The following is a 22,194-nucleotide window of genomic DNA, read 5'->3' as shown; positions in this document are numbered from 1 at the left end:
ATGCAGAATACCGAATCACTTGATGCATACATTTTGCAGCATATTGACGCGGAAAGTGATTATCTGAAAGCGCTTTATCGTGATACGCATGTAAAACTACTCCGTCCCCGTATGGCTTCCGGGCATCTGCAGGGACGGATGTTGAAAATGTTTGTGGAGATGATTCGCCCTCGTCAAGTGTTGGAAATAGGAACGTATAGTGGCTATTCTGCACTTTGTCTGGCAGAAGGATTACCGGAAAACGGAATGTTGCATACGTTTGAAATCAATGATGAGCAAGAAGATTTTACGCGTCCTTGGCTGGAGAACTCAGCATATGCTGATAAAATAAAATTCTATATAGGACGCACTTGAGTTGGTTCCCCGTTTAAATATAACATTCGATTTGGCTTTTGTTGATGGTGATAAACGCAAATATGTCGATTATTACGAAATGGTTTTGACTAACCTGGCAAAAGGAGGATACATCATTGCCGATAACACCTTGTGGGATGGGCATGTGGTGGAACAGCCGCGTAACGCAGATGCGCAAACCATCGGAATAAAGATCTTTAATGATTTTATTGCAAAAGATGACCGGGTCGAGAAAGTCATTCTACCTCTACGTGATGGATTGACGATAATAAGAAAAAAGTAAAATAGGAATAGGAGATAAATTATGGAAACAACCAGACAAAGTAAAATAGCTCGTCTGTTGCAGAAGGAGTTGAGTGAGATTTTTCTGTTACAAACGAAGGCGATGCATGGTACCCTGGTATCAGTAAGTGCCGTACGTATTAGTCCGGATATGAGTATCGCTCGCGCTTATCTCAGCGTTTTTCCCTCTGAGAAGGCCGATGAACTGGTGAAGAATATTAACGAAAACATGAAGTCTATCCGTTATGAATTAGGAACTCGGGTGCGCCATCAACTGCGTATTATTCCCGAATTGAAATTCTTTGTGGATGACTCGCTGGATTATATCGAAAAGATTGACTCATTGCTCAAGTGAACTTCCCTTTCTATATAGCAAAGCGTTATCTTTTTTCCAAGAAGAAGCATAATGCGATCAATATAATATCCGGCATATCTGTGTGTGGAGTAGCGTTGGCAACCCTGGCGTTAGTCTGCACATTGTCTGTTTTTAACGGGTTTCAGGATATGGTTGCCAGCTTCTTTACCGCTTTCGATCCGCAGCTGAAGGTTACAGTTCGTGAAGGCAAGGTCTTTGATGGACAGGATGCGCGCATCCGTACCGTTTGTTCTCTTCCGGAAGTGGATGTATTTACGCAAACGCTTGAAGAGAATGCGATGGTGCAATATAAAGATCGTCAGGCTATGGTCGTTTTGAAAGGCGTTGAAGACAACTTCGAGCAGCTGACTGCTATTGACAGTATTCTGTACGGAACGGGGCACTTTCTTCTGCATGATTCCATCGTCGATTATGGAGTGATGGGGGTGGAGTTGGTAGCTACCTTGGGAACCGGACTTGAGTTTGTAGACCCCTTGCAGATATATCTGCCTAAGCGGAATGCCAAAGTGAATATGGCAAACCCCGGTGCATCTTTTAATCGTGATTACCTATATTCTCCCGGTGTGGTCTTTGTTGTGAATCAGCAGCAATACGACGGGAAATATATTCTGACCTCTCTTAAATTTTTACGACATCTGTTGGACTATTCCACCGAAGTATCCGCCATCGAATTGAAACTAAAGCCCAATGCAAATATCGCAGCGGTACAAGAACGCATCGAGAAGATATTGGGTGAGGGCTTTGTGGTGCAGGATCGTTATCAGCAACAGGCGGATGTTTTCCGCATTATGGAGATCGAAAAATTAATTTCTTATCTGTTCCTGACCTTTATTCTGATGATCGCCTGCTTTAATGTAATCGGCTCTCTTTCGATGCTGATTCTGGATAAGAAAGATGATGTTATAACTTTACGTAGCCTGGGTGCCAGTGATAAACTAATTTCCCGCATTTTCCTATTCGAAGGCCGGCTGATAACTCTTTTTGGCGCGATTATCGGTGTCGTTCTAGGATTACTCTTATGCTTCATCCAGCAGACATTCGGCGTAATCTCACTGGGTGGTGGAAGCGGTGCTTTTGTTGTAGACGCTTATCCGGTTAGTGTCCATGCCTGGGATGTCGTGCTCGTTTTTATTACGGTACTTGCTGTCGGATTCCTTTCAGTATGGTATCCGGTGCGCTATTTGAGTAAGCGGCTCCTGTAACTTTCTCTAATTTACTCTACACAAGAGTTATTTTTACTATATTTGCTGTCACTCGGTCACATCTGGCACTTACCTATTTGACTATAAGCTGGCTAGCGGTGACAGCAAGCGGTGACGGCAAATGTCGCACAAAAACTTCTATGAGAGAAAGAATAGATCGGGCTTTATTACTTGATCAATGACGCTTTGGCTGCTTGTCGTTTCCCCAGACTTTTCGAATCGTCTCTATCTCTAATCTTGTTGTGCCCTTCTCGATTTTATAAGATGGAGTATCTCTTTTGAAAAACTTAAGGAGTATAGAGTAACTCCTGTCCGTACGATTAGCAGCTTTTCTAAAAATGAGCTTGCTAAAAGCTGTTTATTACTTCTAATTGGGATGTTTTTTGTATATTTCTTACGCCTTTTGGATGGAAATTCCCCACCTTTGCCTTTCGATCTGTATCATCAACCTTGGTATTTGTTGAAGAATGATTCGATTAGAACGTGTCTTAATTGGTAAAAAAACTTAATATACCATAGGTAGACCTATATAATACATAAACTCTATGTGTCAATATATATAAGTAGCAATCTAATATATCTTAAATGGAAGACCTGACAAAAGAACTTTTGTTGATTTCAAAAGGGGATGAACTGGCCTTTAATAGTTTCATGAACCGATACTCGAAGAGGTTGTATTATCACGCTTTTGGCATCCTAAGCAAGAAGGAGATGGCCGAAGAGGTGCTGAGCGATGTTTTCCTTGAAGTATGGAGACTACGTAAAACACTTTTGGAAATTGTTAGCATGTCGAGCTGGTTAAATACGATTGTTTATCGAAAATCAATATCTTATTTACGTAAAGAGGCAAAGAGTAATCAAGAAATATCTTTTGAGGAACTTCAAGATTTTGCTTTCCCTGACATGCAAAGTCCAATTGACGATATGCTTTCGCGTGAAGAGATACAGGGTTTAAATGAAGCAATCAATAGTCTGCCTCCTAAGTGCAAACATGTATTCTTCCTGGCAAAACTAGAACAGATGCCTTATGCGGAAATTGCTCAGATGTTGCAAATCTCTCTTTCTACTGTGAATTACCATATAGGATATGCTATGAATACGTTAAAAAAGAGGCTCGTGGATGGATGATTTAGAAAAAAAAAGCAGCACTAAGAAAAAAAGTTGATTTTAAACCTATAGATAAATAGAACCTTTGCGTCTTTATAAATAGAAGCAACTTATAAGGTAAAGATATTGAAAGGATAAAAAGAGTTGAAAATGGGTAAAGATAGTAATGATTGTACACATGGAGATTTGCCGAGCGACCTCAAACTGAAGGCGTTTATAGAGCATGGAACTCCCGCCGAGATAGATATCTCGGTCATTAAGAAAAAAGCTTTCTTGAAAATACATCAACAAGAACGCAAAAGCAAACAGCGACGTGTTTTGATGTATGTTGCCTCAACGGCTGCAACGTTGCTACTTTTAATAGGTATTAGATATATAGTCACAGAGAATGTGATCAGTAGTTTACCTCACACGGAGGTTATGGAATTAGTCGCTAGTGTTTACGATGAGGAGGTGGAAGTGCCTATTGGCGATAGAATGACGTTGATGTTGGCTGATGGCACTAAGATCATAGCCAACTCGCGTACCATAATTCGCTACCCCAAGCGTTTTGAGGGCGATTACCGTGAGGTGTATGTGAAGGGTGAGGCTTACTTTGATGTGGCACACGATGCGAGCATCCGTTTTTGGTTTATTCTGATAACTTTAGTGTGAAGGTGCTTGGAACCAAATTTAATGTGAACAATTATGATGCTTCGGATTCGCAAGTGGTGCTGGTTCAAGGATCGGTAGAACTAAAAACGGCAAACAATGATCGGGTACGTATGAAGCCGAGTGAGTTGGTGAGTTTGCAAGAGGGTAGTTTTGCCGAGAAACGAGCTGTGGATACCGACGAATACATATGTTGGATGCAGGGTATGATTAACCTTGATGGTGAAAGTGTAGAGTCTGTAGCACAACGACTCAGCCATTATTATGGGGTGACTATTTTGTTTGACGATGAGATGGTGGCAGAACGATTTTACGGTAAGCTAATGCTTAGTGATCATGTAAATGAAACCTTGCGAGCCATTGAAACCATGACGCAGACTCGTATAAAAGTTCATGGGGATACAATTTACTTAGTGAAGAAGTAGCTGCTTTTGTTATCAGTTATTTCTGAATGAAATAATAGCATAAAACCTTATTATTAACCAATTTATAATGCCTTCATAGCAAGGTAGAGGAGATCTGCATTCTTTTCGAAAGGAGAGGTTGTACTCCATTAATACTATTAAAAAGATGAAAAGACACATTTTGTTATACACATTTATGCTGTTTATGGCAGCGCTTCCTCCCTACGGGTGGGCTTCCGAATATACGCAACTAACTATCGCTAACGAGGGAAAAGCACCTGATCAAACAGTCCGTTTTGAGCCGGACACCACTTCAGTACTCAAAAATCCCCTTACAGGTTGGGTGATGTATTTAGGTCGTACATGGGATGAGTCTTTTTGGCAAACTCACCGCTATGACGCTATGCCTGTGAATGGTGGAGACTCGACTGTTCGCGTTAGCGATTATGCCGGTACATGTTACATTCGCATTAATTGGAACATGCTCGAGAGTAAAGAGGGTAAGTATGTTTGGAAGGATCCCCACTCACGTATCTATAAATTGCTTGCTACCGTACGTGAACGTGGTATGCGCTTGGCTTTCCGCATCAATGTAGATAGTCGCGATCAGGGGCAGAACACACCGCTTTATGTCAAGGAGTCCGGTGCCAAAGGTTTCCAAGACCCCAACAATCCACAAGTCTGGTCGCCCTATCCCGATGATGCTGTATTCCAGCAGAAATACGAGAAATTCCTTCAAGCGTTTGCCCTTGCCTTTGATGATCCCGATAAAGTCGACTTTATAGATGCTTATGGATTGGGGAAGTGGGGTGAAGCACATGCTGTGAAATATAATAACTACTCAAATAAAGTAGAAGTATTCGAATGGATTACGGATGCTTATGCGAAAGCCTTTAAGCGTGTGCCGTTGGTGATAAACTACCATCGCTTGGTAGGAGATACTATCAGTTGGGCAGCACCGCATCCCGATAGTAAACGATTGCTTGAAAGAGCCATTGCCAAGGGCTATACTATTCGGCATGACGCTTTTGGTATGACTGGTTATTACGAAGAGTGGGAAAAGAACTTTGCTCGCACTTATCGCTATCGCTTACCGATTATTATGGAGGGAGGATGGATTACCGGAGGGCAGCACCGTTATTGGATTGATCCTTGTGGCAAGTATCGCCAAGGTCACTCGGAGGATGTACGCTTGGGTGAGTACGAAGAGAGTCGCAACGCTCACGTTAATATGATGGATCTTCGCATTGGTGATGAAGTCGCTTCGTGGTTCAACTCTTCTTTCGATTTAGTAAAGCGCTTCGAACGTGAGGGAGGATATCGACTCTATCCCACTGAGGTGCGTTTCGTGAATAAGGCTCGGCAAGGTGAACGAGTCAGTGTGCAGCACAATTGGCGCAATCTAGGTTGGGGATATTGTCCTACTAACATCCCCCAATGGAAAGGGAAATATAAAGTTTGCATTGCTTTGATGGATGATAAGCATCGCATTGTGAAAAAGCAGCTTGCAGATGAGGCAGATCTCTCGACTTGGGTGCAAGGGCATGATGGTCATTACACCACAACTGTTAGCTTGGATGCTCTTCCAAAGGGGAGTTACACCTGGCTTATAGGGTTAGTCGATACGACCAAAGCATATCAACCAGGCTTGGCGATGGCGGTCGACAAAAAACTTCTAGTCGAGGGATGGGCCAAGATTGGCAAACTCGAAATCAAAAAGTAACTAGTACATTAATAATAAATCGCCATGCGATAGAAATTACTTATCAATCTTAATATTATGAATCGAAAAACAATCGCAACTACAGCAGTAAGTTTTGTTAAAGCTTTCTGTCTGGCTGGGCTGCTTTCTCTGCCCACTTATTCTAGCGCGTCGACTGTTTCGATCGAACAGGTGAATGGGATGTACATCCTCAAAGCCGAAGATTCGACTGTGAAACAAGTGTTCGACTACATTGAGAAACATAGCAAATATGTTTTTGTCTATGATCAGCTAGTGAAAGATCGTCTTGACAACAAGGTGAATATCGAATTGCAAGGTAAGACGATCAATGTAATATTGGCGGAAGTATGTCGGCTAGCTGATTTGAAGTATCACATTCAGAATCGTCAGGTAACGATCACTGCTAATCCTTCTAAGAGTCGGGCTACGCAAGTGAAAAAAGCGAAGCGAATATCAGGCGAGGTAGTTGATGAAACAGAGCTTCCGATGATCGGTGCTACAGTTCGTGTGAAGGATAGTAATGCAGCTACCATTACCGATCTTGATGGCAAGTTTCAAATAGATGCTGCCGAAGGTAGCGAACTACTCATCAGCTATGTAGGCTATGTAGATAAAGTTGTGCGGATAGATAGCAAGAACAGGTATGTCATAGTCATGGAAGAGTCTAGCAAGGCACTCAACGAAGTAGTTGTTATCGGTTACGGTGTGGTAAAGAAGAAAGACCTCACCGGTGCGGTATCAGCCGTAAAGGGAGAAGAACTGGTAAACAAACGCACAGCGATGCTCTCCAATGCTTTGCAAGGAACGCTCTCGGGGGTGATGGTGACGCGTAACAACTCGGCTCCGGGTGCAGGTGCTGCCTCTATCCGTGTGCGTGGTATTACCACTATGGGCGAATCGAGTCCGCTGGTGATTGTAGACGGTGTGCAAAGTTCGCTCGACTATGTGAATTCTAATGATGTAGAGAGTATCTCCGTACTGAAAGATGCAGCGGCTGCTAGTATCTATGGGTCGAAAGCGGCGGCCGGTGTTATCCTGGTTACTACTAAGCGCGGCAACGATACTGGTAAAATTAACCTAAAGTATAATGCTGAATTTGGTTGGGAAATCCCGACTAAACAACCGAGTATGGTAGGTGTTACCCGCTACTTGGAAATGAGCAACGAGCTGAATTACAATGACAATCCTACCGGAGGTTTTTTTCAAGAATATACAGCTGATAAAACCAAGAACTGGGTGAAATATAACGCTACCGATCCCAACAACTATCCCATAACCGATTGGACTGATTTGATTTTGAAATCGAGCGCTCCCCGTATGACTCACACCCTTTCTGTATCGGGTGGTAACGAGGCGGTCAAGTCGGTGGCTACCCTTTCGTATGACGAAGTAGATGGCCTTTACGATGGTCGAGGCTTCCAACGCTATATGTTTCGTTCGAACAACGACTTTAATATCAATGATAAACTCAGTGCTCAGATAGATGTGAATATCCGTCACGCGAAGAGTACCGCCACAAACTACGACCCATTCGATACCATGCGTAAGATGCCCGCCATTTATCCGGCTACTTGGAGCGATGGTCGCTTGGCTTCGGGTAAGAGTGGCGCAAACCCCTACGGATTGCTTGTAGCCGGTGGTAGTTCGGTAGCTCATAGTACGCAGGTGGCAGGTAAAGGTTCGCTAACCTTCAAGCCTATCAAAGGATTAAGCATCTCGGGTATTGTATCCCCCTTCATCAATTATCAAAAGAAGAAAGCATTTAGGAATTCATGCGGATACACCCTAGCCGATGACCCCGAAACCTTTGGCGGTTATTTTGACTCCGGAAGCACTTGGACCACCAATTCGCTGACTGAAACTCGCAACGACGATTACAACGTCACTAGCCAGGCTATTGCCAACTACATGGGGACCTTTGGTAAACACAACCTCACCGTGATGGCTGGTTTCGAAAACTACTACATGAAGAGCGAAAGCCTCGGTGCTGCCCGCGATAAATACGAACTTACCGCTTATCCTTACCTCAATATCGGTTCGGAAGATTTCCAAACCAATAGCGGTACAGGTTCCGAGTATACTTCAAACTCGGTTTTTGGTCGTGTCATCTACTCGTATGCCGATCGCTACCTGTTCCAAGCCAATGTGCGTCACGATGGTAGTTCACGTTTTGCCAAAGGGTATCGTTGGGGTACCTTCCCTTCATTCTCGGCTGGTTGGGTGGTGAGTGAAGAGAAGTTCATGAAGAGCCTCAAACTGGATTGGCTCTCATTCCTGAAGTTGCGTGGTTCATGGGGTATGCTGGGTAACGAACGTATCGGCAGTAACTACTTCCCCTACATTGCTTTGATGAGCTTTGGTAATTCGCTTTTCTACATGGCTGATGGCAGTGTTATTTCTGACAAAACAGCTCGCCCTGCAGTGTTGGCTGTAGAAGATATTACGTGGGAAACGACTACGAGTACCGACTTAGGTCTGGATGCGAACTTCTTTAACAACCGTTTGCAGTTCCACTTCGATTACTATTGGAAAGAGACTAAAGACATGTTGCTGAATATTGAGATTCCCTACTTCATGGGTTATAACAGCCCTAGTACGAATGCCGGTAAGATGTCTACTCATGGTTATGATATCGAATTAGCATGGAACGACCAGATAGGTGATTTTAAGTATGGCATCAATGTGAATTACTCAGACTTCCTCTCAAAGATTGACTATATGAATGATGGTGAGCAAATCAGCGGTGGGAAGATAAAACGTGCCGGTGTGCTCTTCAATGAATTCTATGGGTATGTGTGCGAAGGCATTTATCAAACACAAGAAGAAGTGAATAACTCGGCTCGCACGAGTACTACCGTTACGGTGGGTGACTTGAAGTATCGTGACATCAGCGGTCCCAATGGAGTACCCGATGGCATAATCAGTCCCGAATACGACCGTGTACCCTTGGGCAACTCACTGCCTCGCTTCCAGTATGGTGGAACATTCAATGCTTCGTACAAAGGTGTTGATTTAAGTCTGGCTTTCCAAGGTATTGGCAAGCAGAATGCTTATCTCTCTACTTCTATGGTGCAACCTCTGCGTGATAACTACGGTAACGTACCGGCCATTCTCGAGAATAAGTATTGGAGTCCCTTCAATACCGATGAGGAGAATTTGTTAGCCAAGTACCCCCGTCTTTCGAACGTATCGAAGAGCAACAACTACACGACTTCTAACTACTGGATGTTCAATGGTTCATACTTCCGTTTGAAGAACGTCACACTAGGTTATACCCTTCCTAAGAGTTGGATACAAAAAGTGGGTATAAACCGCGCCCGCTTCTATGTGAGCGCTAGTGACCTCTTCTGCTTGAGCAATTTCCCCGATGGTTGGGACCCTGAAATGGGTACCTCGGCTTATCCTATTACCACCTCTTTGGTAATGGGTGTACAAGTTAACTTTTAAATAAACTGGAATAGAATATGAAAACAAAAATATTATTAGCCGGAATGTGCCTGAGTCTTGCTGCTTGCGAGAGCATGGACTTGGTACCCAAATCGCAAGGTAATACCGAGTCGTGGTACACATCCGAAACAGAATTGCGTATGGCTGCCAATGATTTCTATATTTTGGGTTATTGGCAAGAACCCCTTAGTTCGTCCGAACAATGGTCGGACAACACAACCTATCGGCAAACCAATCGTAACCCCGGAAGTGGTGGAACCGTGCTTGATGGAACCATGAACGGTCAGCAGTACGAAGTATATGCTTTGTGGCAACAATCATTTAAACTCATTGCCCGTGCCAACACCATGCTTGAAAATATTCACAAAGCAAAAGGTGTTGTGACGGAGGAGGTTTACAATCGTTATGCCGGGGAGGCTTACTTCTGCCGTGCCTGTAAGTATGCCGAACTGGTATTCTTCTATGGCGATGTACCCTATCAGGATGAAACCATTACCATTTCCGAAGCTTTACAACGCGGTCGCAAGCCTAAAGCAGAAGTACTTCCTTTGGTGTATGCTGATTTTGATAAAGCCATTGCCGGTTTGCCCGAAAGTTATGGAAAGGAAGAAAATATCCACCCCACCAAAGGTGCGCCCTAGCGATGAAAGCTCGCTTTGCCCTCTATATGGAAGACTATGAGGTCGCTGCTAAAGCCGCTAAGGCTTGCATGGATCTTAAACTCTATTCTTTGGAGCCCGACTATGCTAAACTTTTCAAACAGAGTACGAAGCTGAATGATGAGAAGGTCTTCGTATTGCCTCGCTCTATTGAAAGCGAAGTGATGCTCGACGCTTGGATTGTGAAGAATGGTCTTCCTCGTAATGCCGGAGGATATGGCTCGTACAATCCCTCATGGGATCTCTTGGCTTCGTACCTTTGTACCGACGGACTGCCTATCGACGAGTCTCAGTTATTTGATCCTCGCAACCCTTTCAAGAACCGTGACCCGCGTTGTACAATGACCATCGTTGAGTTCAACACCGAGCACTGTGGCTTCGAATACGATCCCAGTCCCGCTGCTAAAACCGTGATGAACTACACGACAGGTAAGGCACAAAGCAACCAGGATACTCGCATCGTGAATCAATATAGTTCATATACCGGGTTGTTGTGGAAGAAAGGCATTGATGCTACTTGGGCAGTAGACCAAAAGGTAGAGCAAGATTACATCATAATGCGCTATGCCGACGTACTGCTGATTTATGCCGAAGCTATGATAGAGCAGAATCTGATTGACGACAGTGTGCTGAAGGCTGTTAATATGGTACGTGCCCGTGCTTATGGTGTGGATGTAACAGCTACTGATAGCTATCCTGCGGTGACTGCTACCGGTCAAGCGGAATTACGCCGTGCCGTGCGTATAGAGCGTCGCATGGAGTTTGCCATGGAGAACCAACGTCTGCAAGACTTGATGCGTTGGAAGTTGGCAGGGAAAGCGCTGAATGGTTATAATTACATCATGCTTATCAACCCTACCGAATTGCTGAACAATGTGGTGAATAAGAACCTCTGGTTCTGGGGAATGACTCCACAGATCGATGACGATGGTTTGGCGGACTTTGCCGCTCTCTTTAATGCCGGTTATTGTTCGCAGGGAGCGAAGCGTATCTTCCCCGAACGCGAATACTTGTGGCCGCTGCCTACACACGATGTAGAGTTATGTCCCAATTTATTGCCTAACAATCCGGGTTATTAATCTTATAAACTATTACGAACATGAAAACAGCGCATTTATATAGAAACCTTGGTTTGGTGGCTGTGGGAATAATGAGTATGCTGGTTACCTCGTGCGAAGAGGATATAGACAATACCGCCTCACGCAACCATTCGGAGATTGAGTTGACTCCTTCGGGTGAATATATTAAGCTCGATGAGAGCAAACCCAATGAAACAGCTTTTACGCTGAAGTGGAGCACCGCTCACGATTTTGGTGAAGATTACATCACGACTTATAAATACGAGATACAGCTTATCGGTAGCGATGCCGAGAACATCAAGGAGTTTGATGACGATGGCGAATTCCTGCGCTCGTACACGAACCGCGAGATGCAGGAAATGCTGGTCGACCACTTCGGCCTCACCACCAGTACCATTGGCGAAGTACTATTCACTGTCACAGCCAACTTTGAAGGTCCCCGCCTTACGGTGCCCGATATTGCTACTGCTACTTTGAAGTTCAAAACTTATGGCCCTAAACAGTATAAAGCCGATATTCTCTATGTGGGAGGAACCGCTGTAGGCGACGATAATGTTAAGATGACGCTGAAAGACGAGACAAATCGAATTTATAGCTACGAAGGAGCTTTGGCTGCCGGTAAGATTAACTTCCCTGTTGACTATGCCGACGAGTTGAATGCCATTGGACCGGAGACTGCTGATGCTTCCATTACCACCAGTGAGATGGCGAGCGTCATAGCCGACCGCACCGAAGCTAATTCGTGGGTGATTCCATCTGCAGCGACCTATCGCATTACCGTCAACATGAGCAAACAGACCGTGAAGATAGTTGAAGCGGGTGCGGTAGTTGAAGCCGACCAACTATTCCTGGCTGGTAGCGCTGTGGGTGGGGAACAGATTGAGATGGTTCAAACCTTCGAAAACGATCAACTTTATGCTTGGCGTGGTGAACTGAAAGCTGGTAGTCTCTACATCCCGCTGACCTTCGAAGGAGAGCAAGCGATGGCTATTGTACCGGAAATAGTCGATAACCACGACATCGAGGATGGGCAGCTGGCAACGTTCGGGCAAGTACTCATCAGCAAAGTAGATAAACAGTATTGGACCATTCCGTCCGATGGTACTTACCGCATCGTATTGAATAAGGAAGAGAAATCCATTACCATCTATTCGGCTGCTACCGATCTGAAACCGCTCACCGTATCATTCAACAATACCGAACTGGGGAAAAACCCATGGAGTCAAGAACTCAATGTACTGCATATGTATGGTGGTTTCAATAGCTTTGCTTACGATTCGGGTACTGACGAAGAAACTGGGAAAAGCCTCAAGTACTGCCAAGTGAAGTATAACCTCATTCAGAGTACTGCCAATCCGAAAGTCTTTGTTTATAAAGGTGAAGTATTGCCTCGCAATGAATACAAGGATAACTATGGAAAGACAAATTCCGGTTGGGTGAACTTCAGTACGTTGCGATATGCCAACAACGGATGGTTCGTAGGTTCTACAGCTGACGCTATTCGCAATAGTTACAACGGATATACGGAGGTAGTGGCAGGCAAAGTAGAGAGTGCTGTAACAGGTCAAAGCAATAACCGCTATGCTTATTTCCTTATACCCGAAGGTGTAACTACGTGGTGGTGAACTTGGAGAACAACACGGTACTTTTCGATACGAACTAAATTTAATGTGAACAGCGTAAGAAGTGGAATCTCAATCACTTCACTTCTTACGCTATCTTTAAATAATAACAATAAACGACATATATTCCATGAACAAAATAATCAAAAACAGCATCAAAGCCTTGTCGCTGTGTCTGTTGGCTACTACGCCTTTCATTAGCACTGCTTGTTCGGATGATGATGCCCTTGTCACCGACCATAGTTGGAACATCGAAGGCAACACCATTGTCAACATCAAGCCCGAACGCTACAAACTGCTGCGTAACCCGATGAATGGTTGGGTTATCTACTCGGGTATTGGAGATGGCATGATGATGAACTTCTGGGATCTTTACGATAACTTTGAATCATCCGAAGGTACTGTAAAGGTATCTGACTATGGAAGTACCCTTTACGTACGTGGTCTCTGGAGTAATTTCAACCCTGAAAGGGGGAAATATGTATGGGATGAGACGCTACAGACCGGACCGGCCAAGCGGTTCCGTATGCTGGTGGAAGGAGCTAAGGAACGCAATTTGAAACTCGCTTTCACCTTTGTATGCGATAGCCGGGATAAGCACGATGACGCCTGCCCCGCTTATGTAAAAGAGGCTGGTGCTGAAGGGTTCACCACCACCACGGGGAGTGTGAACGTATGGACACCCTATCCCGACGATCCCATCTTTCAGAAGGAGTATGAGGAGTTCCTCACTGCCTTTGCAGCCAAGTACAACGATCCGGATGTCACGCAATTCGTGAGTGGTTTCGGCTTGGGACAATGGGGCGAAACTCACACCCTGAAATACTCCACAGGCGATGAAACTCCCAAACAAGCTGTATTCGAGTGGATTACCGACGTCATGTCGCGGCTCTTCACCAAAGTGCCCATTATGATCAACTATCACCGCTGCTTACTGGGTAACAAAGGATTTAGTGATGCCGATACCGGTGTAGCCGCCGATATGGTGAAACGCGCCGTAGCTAAGGGTTTCTGCTTGCGTCATGATGCCTTCGGTATGAAGCAATATTATAAAGATTGGGAGCGTGGCATTACTACAACATACCACGGTGTCGTTCCCATTATTATGGAAGGTGGCTGGGTCGAATCATCGCACGGTGGTTCTATTGCCGGTGACGGTTATAAGAATTTCGCCGAGGTGCGGCAGGGGGAATATGATGAAGCGAAGGGTGGTTATGTCAACATGATGGATCTCCGTTTCGATACCAATGTAAACACAGGTGAAACTCACTCTTGGTTCAACACCGCTTTTCACTTGGTAGAGGAGTTTATAGCCGAAGGTGGTTATCGCCTTTATCCCGATCGTCTGTCTATTCCTACTACGGCCCGTAGTGGCGGTAGCGTATCACTTACTCATCGTTGGTCGAACTTGGGTTGGGGTTACTGTCCCACCAATCTGCGGCAATACGGTGACAAGTACAAGTTAGCTATTGCATTACTCGACAAGAGTACAGAGGAACCCGTTCGCATCTATATAGAAGAAAAAGCCGATATTTCGACTTGGATGAAAGGAAAGCCCAAAACCTACACGAGCAACATCAAACTCACGGATGTAGCCGCAGGTACCTACACGTGGGCAGTAGGGCTGGTTGATACTACCAAAGAGAATGCCATCGGTATTTTAATCTCAGCCCGCGATGAGAATCAGACTCTCAAAGGTTGGGTTAAAGTAGGTGATATAACTATTCAATAATATTAAAAACGTTGTGCTATGATGAAAAGAATCTTACTAACATGCATAGCCGTAGCCTGTACCTTTGCTGCTGTAGCCCAAGAACTGCTTGTCGAGGCAGAAAGCTTCAGTCGGCGAGGTGGCTGGGTGCTCGACCAGCAGTTCATGGACCAAATGGGTTCGCCCTATCTCATGGCACATGGCATGGGTATCCCTGTGGACGATGCTACGGCAGAAATCAATATCCCCAAAGCGGCACTTACTACGTATATGCCCGTACCTATAACTGGACTTCGCCTTGGACCGATGCCGAAGGTCCTGGGAAATTCCGACTGGCCTTAGGTGGTAAGTTGTTGAAAACGACGCTGGGACATATTGGTAACTCTTGGCAATGGCAGTCTGCCGGAAAGGTTGTTCTAAAAGCCGGAATTACAACTCTTGCGCTGAAAGACCTCACAGGCTTCAATGGCCGTTGCGATGCCATCTACCTCACGACCGATGCGAATGCGCAACCCGCTACATGGGGTGGAGCAGAGACAGCAGCACTTCGCGCTCGCTTGCAACAACACACACGAGCCACCCATACGTACGACTTCGTGGTAGTAGGAGGTGGTATAGCCGGCATGTGTGCCGCCACGTCGGCTGCCCGGTTAGGCTGCAAGGTGGCGTTGGTAAACGACCGTCCCATACTAGGTGGAAACAATTCGTCGGAAGTACGTGTACATCTGGGCGGCATCATTGAAAAGGGGCCTAACGAGGGGTTGGGACGTATGATACGTGAGTTCGGTCACAAACGTGGCGGCAATGCCCAGCCGGGAGACTACTATGAAGATCAGAAGAAAGAAGACTTTATAGCAGCTGAAAACAACATAACCCTCTATGCTTCACAGCGAGCTGTGTCCGTTACGATGCAGGGTGATTGTGTTGCTTCGGTTACTATTCAGCACATCGAGACGGGAGAACAAACAGAACTGGCGGCTCCTCTTTTTAGTGACTGCACGGGCGATGCTACCATAGGTTATTTAGCTGGTGCCGATTGGGCCATGGGGCGTGAAGGCCGGGATGAGTATGGAGAGAGTCTTGCCCCCACACAACCCGACTCGATGGTGATGGGAGCTTCGATACAGTGGTATAGCAAGGAGATGAAGAAGAAAACTTCTTTTCCCCGTTTTGAATATGGCATTCGCTTTGGTGCCGATAATTGTGAGTCGGTAACGATGGGCGAATGGAAGTGGGAAACGGGTATGAACCGCAACCAAATCATCGAGGCTGAACGCATACGCGACTATGGATTGTTGGTAATTTACTCCAATTGGAGCTATCTGAAGAATCACCATGAAGACCATAAGACGTATGTCGAGCGTTCGCTCGACTGGGTAGCCTACGTTCTCGGTAAGCGTGAATCACGCCGTCTTCTAGGCGACTATGTTTTGGCGCAGGACGATATCGATAAGAATGTGGCGCACGAGGACGCATCGTTTACCACTACTTGGAGTATCGACCTTCATTTCCCCGATAGCTTGAACAGCGTGCGCTTTCCCGGCAATGAATTCAAATCGGCTACAGTGCATCGTTGGATTCACCCTTATGCTGTCCCCTACCGCTGTCTCTATTCGCGCAATGTGGATAACCTCTTTATGGCAGGTCGCAACATGAGTTGTACCCACGTGGCCTTGGGTACGGTACGTGTGATGCGTACTACGGGTATGATGGGTGAAGTAGTAGGTATGGCAGCCGGACTTTGCCACAAACATGGTGTAGAACCACGTGCCATTTATCATCATCATTTGCCCGAGTTAAAGCAGCTTATGCGTGCAGGCTTAGGCAAGCAAAATGTGCCCGATAACCAACGTTTTAACGAACCCAACAAGCTGTTGGAGGTTCCGGGAGCTTACACTAAACCGTAAACAAGTTATGAGTAGAAAAAGTATTATCACGCTATTTATTTCAACCCTATTGGGGTTGCCGATTTGGGGAGCACAGCCCTATTATGCTTTCTTGAAAGGCGACACACTACGCATGGGCAATGATTGGATGGAGCGCACCATGCTGTGGAATAATGGTGCGCCTATCACCATTAGCCTCACTGATAAGCAACGTGGGGAAATCATTCGAGCGGATGGCAAACAGCCCGATTTCTCTCTTGTGAAAGGTGCTTCTAAAGACGCTACACTTACCGTAAGCGAGATATCAACGAATGGTATACATGCTAATTATCTGCAGGTTACCGTGGCTTCTACCATCGGTTCGCTGTGCATAGAGCGTCGCTATCGTATTTATGCGGATTGCCCGGCCATTGCCTGTGATACCTATCTGAAGGGGCAGGTAGAACTTTATCAGCATAAAGATGATAATCGTTCGAATGCCGATCGTAAAAACATAGAGCATACAGACGATATGGCTACGGGGGTAAAAACTCCTACGCTCGACAGATTACAACTCATAGGTAACCATTGGCGTGCCCGGACGGTAGAATTCTTCGATTATACCGATTGGAACGATAATCTGATGACCGAACGAACCTGGTTGCCCTATCGTCGCAATACCTATCGTGGCAATCTGCTTTTCGCTCATGATGTGGATACGCAGCAAGGCTTTTTCTTCTTGAAAGAGGCTCCTAGCAGTAGTACCCAATTAAATTATGGCGGTTCCGATTTTGTAGCTGACTTTAGCGATTTTATGGTAGTGGGTTTGGGGATTGCAACGAATGATGTTAAGCCGGATAACTGGACCCGTGTGTATGGATGCGTTACCGGTATTTATACCGGCGGCGAACAAGAAGCTCTTACTGCACTGCGTAACTATCAAAAACAATTGCGTCACTATACCACTGTGCAGGATGAGATGATCATGCTCAATACGTGGGGCGACCGCAGTCAAGATGCCAAGATCGATGAGGCTTTCTGTCTGGCTGAGTTAGACCGTGCCGCACGTATGGGAGTCACCCTGTTTCAGCTGGACGATGGATGGCAGAGTGGGAAAAGCCCTAACTCAAAGACGACCGGAGGTAGCTTTAAAGATATTTGGAAAAACAACGAGTACTGGACGCCTAACCCCACAAAGTTCCCTCATGGGCTGAAACCCATCGTAGAGAAAGGGAAGAGGTTGGGTATTCGGGTCGGATTATGGTTCAATCCTAGTGTGCAGGATGATTTTGCCGATTGGCAAAAAGATGCAGAAGTCATTATCGGGCTTTATAAGAAGTACGGTATCTGCTGTTTCAAGATAGATGGTTTACAAATACCGACGAAAGCAGCCGAGCAGAACTTGCGTCAACTGTTTGATACTGTCTTATCGCAAACCAACCATGAAGTGATTTTCAACCTCGACGCCACCGCCGGTCGTCGCGGTGGTTATCACTATATGAACGAGTACGGCAATATCTTTCTGGAAAACCGGTATACCGACTGGGGCAATTACTATCCCTACCGTACCCTGCGCAACCTTTGGATGCTGTCTCGCTATGTACCTGCCGAAAAGATGCAGATCGAGTTTCTTAATAAATGGCGCAATACCGATAAGTATCCTGCTACTGCCCCCTTTGCTCCTGCTCGCTACAGTTTCGAATACTTGTTTGCTACCACCATGGCGGGACAGCCGTTAGCCTGGATGGAAGCTTCCAATCTACCGGCTGAGGCTTTTGCGATAAAGAGTCTAGTTGAGCAATACAAGAAGGTGCAATATGATTTTCATAAAGGAACCATTCTTCCGGTTGGCGATGAACCTTCCGGGCGTTCGTGGACGGGATTCCAGTCCATTAACCGGGAAAAGGGCGTTGAAAGCGGCTATCTGCTTATCTATCGGGAAGATAATACAGAATCGGAAGCCTGGGTAGAGACTTGGTTGCCCGAGGGAGCGGTAGTAACCTGTACACGCGTGCTTGGCAATGGTGAATCAGCAACACTTACCGTTGGCCGAAGAGGAGCAGTGAAGGTCTCTCTTCCCCACAGCAATGATTTTGTGATGTATCAATATCAAATAAAGTAACTCATGCCTGCGCAGGCGATTCGGTTGAATAGCAAGAGTCGACTGATAAACTCTTAACATACGGTTTGCAGAGAGTTAATGTCTGATCTCTCAGGTGTTAATATCCGATTTGTAGGAGATTAATACCTGAGACGATAGCTGTTAACAGTCAATCCGATACGTATTGGTGACTGAAAAACAGTCTGTTAATGCAGAGATGACAGGCCATATAAAATAGCGGAATTATGATGAAAAGTTTGTGTTTTCTTCTTCTCATGTTAATCGCCTCCATGCAGGTAGCTCTTTTCGGGCAACCGCAGGAGAGACTGATTAAGGTTCAGGTAACTCCCTCCTCCACCAACTGGCTGTATACCCCCGGTGAGAAAATTCAGTTTAAAGTAGTCGTGTTGAAGTGTGATATACCGCAAGACGGCATGGAGGTGCATTATGAGATTTCGGAAGATATGATGAAGCCCCACCAAACGGTAGGCAGACTTTGAAAAATGGGAAACTGGAGATTCATGCAAGGACGATGAAGAAAGAAGGTTTCCTGCGCTGCCGTGCTTTTGTCAGTTATCAGGGACATGACTATGAAGGAGTTGCTACCGTCGGTTTTAGTCCCGAGAAACTGCGCCCGACTACTTCGTTACCCGCCGACTTCCTGAGTTTCTGGGAGAGCAATAAAGACGCTGCCGAAAAGTGGGCGTTAGAACCGATGATGACCTTGCTGCCGGATAAATGCACAGCCGACGTGAATGTATATCATGTTTCGTTTCAGAATAATGACTATGCATCCCGTGTGTACGGTATTCTTTGTGTGCCGAAAGCTTCGGGAGAATATCCGGCTATTCTCAAAGTGCCCGGTGCAGGTATTCGCGCCTACAATGGCGAAGCTGACCGTGCGGGGAAAGGCTTTATAATTCTGGAAATAGGTATCCACGGCATTCCGGTCAACTTGCCGGGAGAGGTCTACCATCATCTATATAACGGTGCTTTGAAGAACTACCACTCTTTCAATATGGAGAATCGCGATACATACTATTATAAGCGTGTCTACACAGGCTGCGTGAGGGCGATTGATTTCATTCATACACTGCCCGCATTTAATGGTAAACTGGCTACTTTCGGAGGAAGTCAGGGCGGAGCGCTTTCTATAATTACCGCAGGACTGGATAACCGTGTCAACGGGCTGGTCGCCATGTATCCGGCCTTATGCGACATGGGAGGCTATACGCATGGACGTGCCGGTGGTTGGCCGCATATGTTCAGAGACGAGAAGAATCGTATTCCTGAGAAGATCAAAACGGCTCAATATTACGATGTTGTAAACTTCGCGCGGCAAGTCAGTGTACCGGGGTTCTATACCTTCGGCTACAATGACATGGTTTGTCCGCCCACAACGATGTATTCGGCGTATAATGTAATCGATGCACCCAAAGAACTCTACGTAGCTGAAAACACCGCTCACTATGCTTATGCAGAGCAGTCGAGCGCTGCATGGGACTGGATTATGAATTTCCTGCGAAATGCATCTCCCGCAAAAGGAGATACGAAAGCGGAAGAAATGAACTTACATTAAAACACAACAGAGATCAAGATAGGAAAGAAACTGATAACATCTTGTAGCCTGCTACTTCATTTAAGACCGATCTCTTTTCTGTGATTGATAACTTTTATTTCCTTTTTGTTTTTGTAATTACTAATATACTAGTATATTTGGCCAATTTTGTTAACCAGCGTCAATCTATACAGTACTTCCGTGAGTTTAAAAAGCGATGATATTATTAAGGTCGTAAATGGTGATGAGAGGGCATTTGATCGTTTCATGGGTCACTATTCGTCCCGTCTATATTACTATGCATACGGATTGCTTGGGCATAAAGAAGCCGCGGAGGAAGTGGTCAGTGATGTTTTCTTTGAAGTTTGGAAGAATAGAAAAACTCTGACGGATATAACAAGCATGAATGCTTGGCTGCAAACCATTACTTACAGAAAATCAATTTCCTATTTGAGAAAAGAAGCAGGACAGAATATTCTCTCTTTTGATGATATATCCGAGTTCTTTCTCGCTCCTATTCAGACACCGGATGAAGCAATGATTAGCAGAGAGGAGATGAATAAGATAAATGAGGCTATTCAGCGACTCCCTCCCAAATGTAAGCATGTTTTCTTTTTGGCTAAAATGGAAGGGCTACCTTATAAAGATATCGCAACTTTACTAAACATCTCTGTGAAGACAATCAATAATCATATCGCATCTGCATTGACAATTATAGCCCGCAATCTGAATATCAAAAAGTGATTGTTTACTTATAGGTTATAAGGCAGTTTCTACTCTTTTCAGGAGAAAAACAAAAAAAGTTCATGTTCGACTAGGAGATTTCTAAAAAGGTTGCGTCTTTATATATAGAACAACACCTTAAAAAGAATATGAGCTTAAAAGGATACCATCGTCTTGTCGAATTATTGGATAGGTTGAATTCCCTGAAAGAAAATGGGGATGATTTCTCCAGAATACCTGAAGGCGAACAGCTGAAATTCTTTTGGGAGAGATGCGAGCCTAAAGTGCAAGATGCATCTTCTATTATCGAAAAGACCCGTCGAAAGATTGAAAGAGACAAAGCACGGCGTCGGAAAAAATACTTCTTAATGGCGTCCGCTTCTGTTGCAGCACCGTTCTCATTTTTGTTTCCTCTATTTATTTAATGAATCAGCGTGACCATTCATTTGTTAACTTTCAGGCTATAGCCGAAAAAATGGATGCTCAATCGGTAGGTGAAGTTACGCTTATTACGTCAGAGAAGCAGCTTAACCTGGAAGAGGATGTCTTGATTACCTATTCAAAAGAAGGAAAAGTAGCTGTAAATTCGGAAGTGATCAAGGAAGAAGAAAACAAGAGCGATAATGCTCAAGAGTACAATCAACTGTTAGTCCCTGCTGGGAAAAGAGCACGGATAGAGTTGTCAGACGGAACGCGCCTTACGATTAACTCGCAATCGAAAGTTATTTATCCACGGCGCTTCAAGGGCGATACCCGTAAGATATATGCTCAGGGTGAAGTCTTTTTGGATGTAGCTCATGATAAGAAGCATCCTTTCATTGTAGAAACGGATGAATTCAATCTGCGAGTCTTGGGAACTAAATTCAATATATCTAACTATAAAACTGGTGAATTTACTCACATTGTATTAGTAGAAGGTTCCGTAGAAGTAGTAGATAAGCATGAACGAAAAGCTACGTTAGTACCTAACGACCTGCTTTGTATTTCGAATGGGGCAATCGCTTCTCAGAAACAAGTAGATGTGAGCGAGTATATCAGTTGGGTGGATGGAGTCTTGCTTCTGAACGGGAATGAACTTTCTCGTATTATTCGGAAGCTAAGTATTTACTACGGAGTTTCCATTGAGTGCTCGCCTGCAGTTGGACACGAGAAGGTTTATGGTAAGTTAGACCTTAAAGATAACCTGGATGATATATTGGAATGTATTCAACAAACCTTACCAGTAAAGATAGAAAGGAGTGATACGCGTATATACTTAGATAAATAGCAACTTTAATAATCCTGTAAATCTAATAGCCTATGTAACACAACTAATACACCGTAAAACAAA

At 44.9% G+C, this 22,194-nt stretch carries 14 protein-coding genes and 4 pseudogenes; all 18 read left to right on the top strand.

Features of this window, described 5'->3' with window-relative positions; all coding sequences use genetic code 11:
- The 18 genes and pseudogenes from JCM10512_RS08495 (at nucleotide 1) to JCM10512_RS08425 (ending at nucleotide 22,131) form a co-directional block, all read left to right on the top strand.
- A pseudogene (locus JCM10512_RS08495) lies at nucleotides 1-637 on the top strand (O-methyltransferase).
- A 21-nt stretch (nucleotides 638-658) separates the two neighbouring features.
- Nucleotides 659-991, top strand: a complete 333-nt coding sequence (gene rbfA / locus JCM10512_RS08490) for a 30S ribosome-binding factor RbfA (protein ID WP_044162189.1) — start codon at nucleotides 659-661, stop codon at nucleotides 989-991.
- Nucleotides 988-2,214: an FtsX-like permease family protein gene (locus JCM10512_RS08485; RefSeq protein WP_044162185.1), complete on the top strand. Its 1,227-nt coding sequence runs from the start codon at nucleotides 988-990 to the stop codon at nucleotides 2,212-2,214. Before rbfA ends, JCM10512_RS08485 begins: the two co-directional genes overlap by 4 nt.
- Before the next feature lie 585 nt (nucleotides 2,215-2,799).
- A complete protein-coding gene (locus tag JCM10512_RS08480; protein WP_044162183.1) occupies nucleotides 2,800-3,342 on the top strand; it encodes an RNA polymerase sigma factor in 543 nt (180 codons plus the stop codon).
- Nucleotides 3,343-3,471: 129 nt separating this feature from the next.
- The gene (locus tag JCM10512_RS23640; protein WP_244437033.1) at nucleotides 3,472-3,975 is read left to right on the top strand and encodes a FecR family protein; all 504 of its coding nucleotides are present in this window, start codon (nucleotides 3,472-3,474) and stop codon (nucleotides 3,973-3,975) included.
- Nucleotides 3,972-4,397, top strand: coding sequence for a FecR family protein (locus JCM10512_RS23635; protein ID WP_244437031.1), 426 nt, complete (start codon nucleotides 3,972-3,974; stop codon nucleotides 4,395-4,397). The genes JCM10512_RS23640 and JCM10512_RS23635 overlap by 4 nt, the downstream gene beginning before the upstream one ends.
- 145 nt (nucleotides 4,398-4,542) lie before the next feature.
- The gene (locus JCM10512_RS08470) at nucleotides 4,543-6,099 is read left to right on the top strand and encodes a DUF4832 domain-containing protein (protein WP_044162181.1); all 1,557 of its coding nucleotides are present in this window, start codon (nucleotides 4,543-4,545) and stop codon (nucleotides 6,097-6,099) included.
- Nucleotides 6,100-6,156: 57 nt separating this feature from the next.
- Nucleotides 6,157-9,546: a SusC/RagA family TonB-linked outer membrane protein gene (locus JCM10512_RS08465; RefSeq protein WP_044162179.1), complete on the top strand. Its 3,390-nt coding sequence runs from the start codon at nucleotides 6,157-6,159 to the stop codon at nucleotides 9,544-9,546.
- 17 nt (nucleotides 9,547-9,563) lie between these two features.
- The gene (locus tag JCM10512_RS23630) at nucleotides 9,564-10,187 is read left to right on the top strand and encodes a RagB/SusD family nutrient uptake outer membrane protein (protein ID WP_244437030.1); all 624 of its coding nucleotides are present in this window, start codon (nucleotides 9,564-9,566) and stop codon (nucleotides 10,185-10,187) included.
- A 2-nt stretch (nucleotides 10,188-10,189) separates the two neighbouring features.
- Nucleotides 10,190-11,284, top strand: coding sequence for a RagB/SusD family nutrient uptake outer membrane protein (locus tag JCM10512_RS23625; RefSeq protein WP_244437028.1), 1,095 nt, complete (start codon nucleotides 10,190-10,192; stop codon nucleotides 11,282-11,284).
- Between the two features lie 20 nt (nucleotides 11,285-11,304).
- Nucleotides 11,305-12,947: pseudogene (locus JCM10512_RS08455) on the top strand (SusE domain-containing protein).
- A gap of 89 nt (nucleotides 12,948-13,036) precedes the next feature.
- Complete coding sequence (locus JCM10512_RS08450; RefSeq protein WP_044162178.1) at nucleotides 13,037-14,638, top strand: DUF4832 domain-containing protein; 1,602 nt, start codon at nucleotides 13,037-13,039, stop codon at nucleotides 14,636-14,638.
- 21 nt (nucleotides 14,639-14,659) lie between these two features.
- Nucleotides 14,660-16,524, top strand: a pseudogene (locus JCM10512_RS08445) (FAD-dependent oxidoreductase).
- Nucleotides 16,525-16,531: 7 nt separating this feature from the next.
- Nucleotides 16,532-18,604, top strand: coding sequence for an alpha-galactosidase (locus tag JCM10512_RS08440; protein ID WP_044162176.1), 2,073 nt, complete (start codon nucleotides 16,532-16,534; stop codon nucleotides 18,602-18,604).
- A 224-nt stretch (nucleotides 18,605-18,828) separates the two neighbouring features.
- Nucleotides 18,829-20,162, top strand: a pseudogene (locus tag JCM10512_RS08435) (acetylxylan esterase).
- A gap of 180 nt (nucleotides 20,163-20,342) precedes the next feature.
- On the top strand, nucleotides 20,343-20,885 hold the full coding sequence (locus tag JCM10512_RS08430; RefSeq protein ID WP_044162173.1) for an RNA polymerase sigma factor: 543 nt from the start codon (nucleotides 20,343-20,345) through the stop codon (nucleotides 20,883-20,885).
- Between the two features lie 128 nt (nucleotides 20,886-21,013).
- Nucleotides 21,014-21,289, top strand: a complete 276-nt coding sequence (locus JCM10512_RS23620; RefSeq protein ID WP_244437025.1) for a hypothetical protein — start codon at nucleotides 21,014-21,016, stop codon at nucleotides 21,287-21,289.
- Between the two features lie 50 nt (nucleotides 21,290-21,339).
- Nucleotides 21,340-22,131: a FecR family protein gene (locus JCM10512_RS08425; RefSeq protein ID WP_244437023.1), complete on the top strand. Its 792-nt coding sequence runs from the start codon at nucleotides 21,340-21,342 to the stop codon at nucleotides 22,129-22,131.
- The last annotated feature ends 63 nt before the right edge of the window (nucleotides 22,132-22,194 follow it).

The sequence above is a fragment of the Bacteroides reticulotermitis JCM 10512 genome (assembly GCF_000517545.1).
GTDB classification, from domain to species: domain Bacteria; phylum Bacteroidota; class Bacteroidia; order Bacteroidales; family Bacteroidaceae; genus Bacteroides; species Bacteroides reticulotermitis.
The sequence above is the reverse complement of the archived record's forward strand: the minus strand, read 5'-3'. Positions and strand labels throughout refer to the sequence as shown.